Source organism: Paenibacillus sp. IHB B 3415 (genome assembly GCF_000802655.2).
Lineage (GTDB): Bacteria > Bacillota > Bacilli > Paenibacillales > Paenibacillaceae > Paenibacillus_AQ > Paenibacillus_AQ phytohabitans.
Genome location: NZ_JUEI01000095.1, coordinates 21,218 through 27,681, shown reverse-complemented (window position 1 = coordinate 27,681; position 6,464 = coordinate 21,218). Strand labels below are relative to the sequence as shown.

General features: G+C 54.7%; 2 protein-coding genes and 1 pseudogene. All 3 read left to right on the top strand.

From position 1 onward, the window contains the following. A pseudogene (locus tag QW71_RS40695) lies at window positions 1-950 on the top strand (glycoside hydrolase family 2); the annotation flags it as partial. 49 nt (window positions 951-999) lie between these two features. Further along, window positions 1,000-3,474: a GH36-type glycosyl hydrolase domain-containing protein gene (locus QW71_RS30820; protein ID WP_039308609.1), complete on the top strand. Its 2,475-nt coding sequence runs from the start codon at window positions 1,000-1,002 to the stop codon at window positions 3,472-3,474. 886 nt (window positions 3,475-4,360) lie between these two features. Then, window positions 4,361-6,328 (top strand): heavy metal translocating P-type ATPase, encoded by a 1,968-nt coding sequence (locus tag QW71_RS30815; protein ID WP_039308620.1) that lies wholly within the window; start codon window positions 4,361-4,363, stop codon window positions 6,326-6,328. Window positions 6,329-6,464 lie beyond the last annotated feature (136 nt).

The following is a 6,464-nucleotide window of genomic DNA, read 5'->3' as shown; positions in this document are numbered from 1 at the left end:
GCCCCGTGCGTATAGCGCCGCACGGGGCCTATCATCTGGCGGCGGACTATACGCACGCCGCCGTCCGCGGGATCAGTCCTGTCGACCTGTTCGGGTTCGACAAGGTGCATCTCTCGCCCCGGGACGTGGTCAACCGGGAGCTGGCCGGTCACAGGCTGGAGGTGCAAGGCGCGGAGGTGCTGTGCACCAGCGTGGAAGGCACAGCCTGGAAGGATTACTTCGCCGGGTTGCATACGGCGGAATACAGCAGGCTGGCGCTGGTCGAGCTGAACCGCAGCAAGGCCTGTGCTCCTGGAGCCTTTATGATCCGGCAGGCAGTCGGCGAGGGTGAGATTATCTACTCGCAGCTGCTCACCGACCCGGGCAGTGACAAAAGCCTGAGGCTGTACACCCGCCTGCTGGGTAATCTGGGCGCCGCCTTCACGGATGAGCTGCTGCAGCTGGATAAAGGAGATGCGCAGTGGGCGGTGGAAGCCGCGATGACGCTGTTCTGTCCGCCGTATACCGATTATCAGGCCATGAAGGATTACTATACCGACCCGGAATTCTCCCTGAACAATCTGGGTGAAGGCCTGTACGGCTGGATGAAGAAAAAAGAACGGCGCGAAGACGGAACGCTGCTGATCCCGGCACCGGAAGGCCGTCCGCTGTTTCTGAGCTGCTTCGTGCATCTGCCTTCGCCCGTCTCCGGCACCGGGGAACCTGCGGATATCCGGACCGGCAGGCTGCGGGTGAACTCAGAATGTGCTTACGAGATCTATATGAACGGTCAGCATGTGACTCAGCCGGAGCGCGAGATCACTCTGACAAGCGGGATTAACCGGCTGGTTGCCATCGTCCGGGGAGGCCGGGAGGATATCTCCTTCGGCATGGTTTTCCTGAACCCGGATGGCACGTATATGAATGATTTGGAGTTCCGCATGACAATGGATGAGGTTGAGCCTAAATAAGCAATAAGAATAAGCAATGAGTAATCCTAAATGGAGAGGAGCCAGACTAATGACGAACCAACCGGGAACAATCCATCCGGCAGGCCATTCCGGCCGCACACAGAGTAACAAGGCTGCAAAGCCGGCAGCCGGGGGCAGCGCGTTTGCCCGCGAGCAGGAGCTGGACCAGTATTTCACCTTCCGCGATGACGCGAAGGAGGTAGAGTTCAAGCGCCATGATATGCCGACCCCATGGCTGAACTATTTATCCAACGGCACCTTCCATACCATGCTGTCCCATGCGGGCGGCGGATTAGCCTTTTATAAATCTCCGCAGATCTGGCGGATTACACGCTACCGTTTCTTTCATCTGCCGACCGACCGCTCCGGCCCTTATATTTACCTGCAGGATGCCGGGACGGGCAGCTATTGGTGCCCTACCTATGAGCCGGCTTTTCAGAAGCCGCAGGAATGGAAGAGCAGCCACGGCATGGGGTATACCCGCTTTGAAGCCGCGCAGGATGAAGTTTCGGCAAAAACCGTTTATTTTGTCGGACCTTACGAGAACTCGCTGATCTGGAATTTGACGCTGACTAACCATAGTACAGAGGTCAAGGAGCTGAACGTGTATGCCTATGCCGAGTTTGGCATGATGGAATTCATGCGTGAGCTGCAATGGCAATGCTACAACAAGCATCAGGTGTCGGTGCAGTATCATGACAAGGAAGCCCTTATCTACAAGTACGGAGTTGAGAATCAGCCCAAGCCGGATGAGACGCCGCTGGTCTATATGATGTCGGATGCGCCGCTGGTCGGTTATGACGGGGACCGGGAGGAATTCATCGGCAGCTACCGCAGTGAATCGAATCCGGCTGCGGTTGAGCAGGGCGGCTGTACAGGCTCGACAATACTTGGCGGAGATCCTTGCGGAGCGCTTCAGGTTCAAGTGAGGCTGCAGCCCGGCGAGATCCGCACCGTGAACTTCTTCCTGGGGACGGCGATGAATGAGGCTGAGATCGAACAGGCCATCGGCCATTCCCGGGAGACGGATTTCGTCACTCGTTCCTTTGCAGCGCTTAAGGAGAACTGGGACAGCTATCTGGGCGCCTGGAACTGCGAATTGCCGGATAAAGATGCGCAGCGCATGATCAATATCTGGAATCCGTATCAGTCGCAGCGGAACTTTCTTTTCTCGCGCAATATTTCGTTCTATGCTACGGGAACATTCCGGGGAGTAGGCTACCGGGATACCGCCCAGGATATATTGGCCGCAGCTCCATTAGATCCGGAGGCGGCCAAAGACAAGGTCCGCCTGCTGCTTGGGCAGCAGTATCAGGACGGGCATGTGAATCATTACTTTTTCCCGAATGAGGGCTGGGACCCGGTGACCAGTATTCACTCCGATGACCACCTGTGGACGGCGCTGGCCGTATGGGATATTCTCGCAGAGACCGGCGATGCCGGATTCCTGCAGGAGAGTCTGCCTTTCTATGATGGCGGTGAAGCGCCGCTGTATGATCATTTGAAGCGTGCGGTAGACTTCACCGTCTCCCGGATGGGGCCGAACGGCTTCCCGCTGATGCTCCGCTCGGACTGGAATGACCAGTTGTTCCGCGTATGCCGTGAGGGCAGAGGGGAGAGCATCTGGACGGCGATGCAGTTCGGAACCGTGCTGCTGCGCATGAAGGATCTGGCGGCGGCAGCCGGTCATCCGGAGCATGCGGCGGACTATGACAGGCTGTACGAGGAGCAGAAGCGGCTGGTGAACACGCTCGGCTGGGACGGCCAATGGTTCCGGCGGGCAGTTATGGATGATGGACGTTATCTGGGCACCGCTGAGCATGATGAAGCCCAGATTTGGCTTAACGCCCAGACCTGGGCGACCCTGTCCGGCATGGGAGAGCCTGATAAAGCGCTCCAGGCCATGGACAGTGTCCGCGACATTCTGGATACGGAGCTTGGCATTAAGAAGCTGCACCCGTCCATTACCAATTTCCCCGATCCCGCAGATCCATTGACCAATTACAACAAGGGGACAGGCGAGAACGGGGCCGTCTTCTGCCATGCCAATACATGGGCGATTATTGCGGAATGCATGCTGGGCAGAGGAGATCAGGCCTACAAATATTACCGCCAGCTGATTCCTAATATTGCGATGGAGCAAGCCGGATTATGGCGCTATAAGGCGGAACCGTACGTCTATGCCTCCAACCTGTTCGGACCGGAATCTGACAGATTCGGGCTGGCGAATGTATCCTGGCTGACCGGAACTGCTGCGTGGATGTATGTAGCCGCTACGCAGTATATTATGGGCATTAAGCCCGTACTCGGCGGACTGTCGGTTAACCCGTGCATCCCTTCTTCCTGGGAGGGCTTTTCCGTTTCCCGGAGATTCCGCGGCTGCTTGTATGAGATTACCGTGAAGAACGAGAGCGGTGTCTGCACAGGCGTCAAGGAAATCCGTGTTGACGGTGAATTGCTGGCAGGTACGGTAGTGCCTGTCTATCCGGATCGTAGCTCGGTGAAAGTGGAGGTTCTACTATAGTTGTAGGCAGAGCTTAATGCATACTCAAAAGTGTCCCGCCAGCTGCACCAGCAGAATTATGGCGGGGCATTCTTTTATCCCTCGAAATAGCAATTATCCTTAAATTCTCCGTCACGGGATGCTGCGGCGTCTGGAAATAGTCTGATTTTCTCCACTTGCTGACGAACGAAGAGCGTCTGCTGAAACAGCAGTTGGATAAACAGCACTTAAATAGCTTCGTATAAGCTCCATGAAGGTAAATGTACCGAATTAAATGCCTTTTTTCCAATTGCTTGCTTGAAATCACTCCATTCATCCGAATTAAGATACGTTTTTCCACTTATATAAGATGAACTTAAGAATGATGGACAACCAATGGACGAACCCCTTGCTACCCAAGGGTTCCGCCCATGCAGCAAGTTAGATACTTAAGTTCACTCTATATAGCATCATATGGGCGGACTCTCATAACAGCACTCAGCAGCCGGCTTATGCAAACTCCACACACCTTTCGCTCGCATCACCAGCGCCATTCTCTGCAGCCTCCATAATTTCCGCAAACTTCCCCCAACCCGCGCGCGGGCTTTGCCCAGGGTGGAGGCCAACCCTCCCGAAAAAACAGGCTCGTTTCCGGGTTTACTTTTCCGCCGGGCGTGATATAGTATAGCTATAAGTTGCATTGAGGAAATATAGTTGCATTATTGCAACAATGATTATCATTCTCATTTAACATGCTGTCCCGGCTAAGCCGGGGCAGCATGTGTCATTTTAAGGGTCTTAATAATGGCTCTCATTCTCAGTTGCGTCATGATGACTCTTATTCTGGCTCTCACTCTCAGTAGCGTCGTTCTGGCTCTCATTCTCAAGTGTGCCTCTTATACAACTACAATCAGGAAGGTGATTTATGATGCAAGCAACCTCGAAAGAAATGCCTAAATCCGTCGCGCGTCAAGGAGGGGCTAAGCAGCCACGGATGCCGGAGCCGCGCCGCTTCGATCCGCTGGCTATGATCTCAAATGCCGAAATGCAGGCAGCGCTCGGAAGCGGGCTGATGATGCTGATCGCCTGGGCCGCCAGCGGCTGGTCTGAGACGATATCCGTTATCCTCTATGTGATCTCCTATTCGATAGGCGGCTGGATCAAGGCGAAGGAAGGCGTGGAGACGCTGGTCAAGGAGCGCGATCTGGATGTCAATCTGCTGATGATTGCCGCGGCTCTAGGCGCAGCTTCCATCGGTTACTGGAATGAAGGCGCGATGCTGATCTTCATCTTTGCGCTGAGCGGAGCGCTGGAGAGCTACACGATGGAGCGCAGTAAGAAAGATATCTCCTCGCTGCTGGCGCTCAAACCTGCCACGGCTGTACGCATTGAGCAGGGGGCTATGAATGAGGTGGCGATTGATCTGCTGGCCATCGGAGATCTGCTGCTGGTCCGTCCCGGGGAGCTTATCCCTGCTGACGGCAAGGTATGCCGGGGGGAATCCTCCGTCAATCAGGCGTCCATTACCGGAGAATCGCTTCCCATAGACAAAGCAGCCGGAAGTGAAGTGTTCGCCGGTACAGTGAATGGTGAAGGCCCGCTATATATTGAAGTTACCAAATCGGCAGAGAATACCTTGTTCGCCAAGATCATCCGGATGGTTGAAGAAGCAGAGAATGAAGTGCCGGATTCACAGCGTTTTATCAAACGGCTTGAATCGGTCTATGCCCGCGTTGTAGTAGCTGCAACGGCCCTGTTGATCACTTTGCCGCCGTTTCTGCTGGACTGGAGCTGGAGCAATACCTTCTATAAAGCAATGGTCTTCCTGGTAGTGGCTTCTCCGTGTGCACTCGTATCCTCCATTATGCCGGCCATGCTGTCGGCCATCTCGAAGAGTGCGCGCAAAGGCATTCTCTTCAAAGGCGGTGTCCACCTGGAAAATATGGCACGCACCTCTGTAGTTGCTTTTGACAAAACGGGTACATTGACGGAAGGGGTTCCGCAGGTCACGGATTTCATCGCCGGAGAAGGGTATGGACGCGAAGAGCTGCTGGCCGTCAGTGCTTCGATTGAGAAGCTGTCCGGCCATCCGCTCGCGGAAGCGATTGTTGCGCTTGCTGAAGCTGAGCAGGTAGAGCTGCATGACATCGAAGAGAGCAAATCGGTTACCGGCTGGGGGATTGAGGGGACCATTAACGGCCAGCTGTGGCGGATCGGCAAGTCCAATCTGCTGGATGAAGTGCACGGTAATGCACCGCAGGGGGATTCGGAATACTGGAGAACGCTGCGCAGCCAGCTGGAGCGGGAAGGTAAGACGGTTTCGCTGATTCTCGCCGGAGACACCATCGCCGGAATGATTGCGCTGCAGGATACCGTGCGTCCCCAGGCGGAGAAGGCGGTGCGCAAGCTGCAGGAGCTTGGCATTAAGGTAGCGATGCTTACCGGGGACCGTGAGGCCACCGCACAGGTGATAGCCGGGAAGACCGGAGTGGACCTGGTATTCGCTGGTCTTTTGCCGGAAGATAAGGTATCGCATATCAAAACGCTTCGTGAACAATACGGCCATGTGATTATGGTGGGTGACGGTGTTAATGATGCGCCTGCGCTGGCTACAGCAACGGTTGGTATGGGGATGGGCATGAAAGGCAGCGGAGCCGCGCTGGAGATTGCCGATGTGGTGCTGATGAACGATAATATCGAGGAGATTGCTTCTACAATTGCCCTGGCCCGCCGCACGCAGCGGATTGTGAAGCAGAATATGATTTTTGCAGTGACCGTAATCGCTACACTGATGATCAGTAACTTTGTGCAGGGGATCGCGCTGCCGTTTGGCGTGGTGGGCCATGAGGGCAGCACCATTCTTGTAATCCTTAACGGATTGCGTCTTTTGCGCTAAAAAAAGCCGGAAAGACCGTTTAACCGGCCCTGCCAAATATTTAATTGCTTAAAATTGAATTGTTCACAAAATAGGAACGTTTTCACCGTGTCTGGCATATTGACATATTCCCTTGAGATGATCATAATAAATACTA

Excerpts from the sequence above, each read along its gene's own strand:
- QW71_RS30820 (WP_039308609.1), top strand. The coding sequence starts at position 1,000 with ATGACGAACCAACCGGGAACAATCCATCCGGCAGGCCATTCCGGCCGC.
- QW71_RS30815 (WP_039308620.1), top strand. The coding sequence starts at position 4,361 with ATGCAAGCAACCTCGAAAGAAATGCCTAAATCCGTCGCGCGTCAAGGA.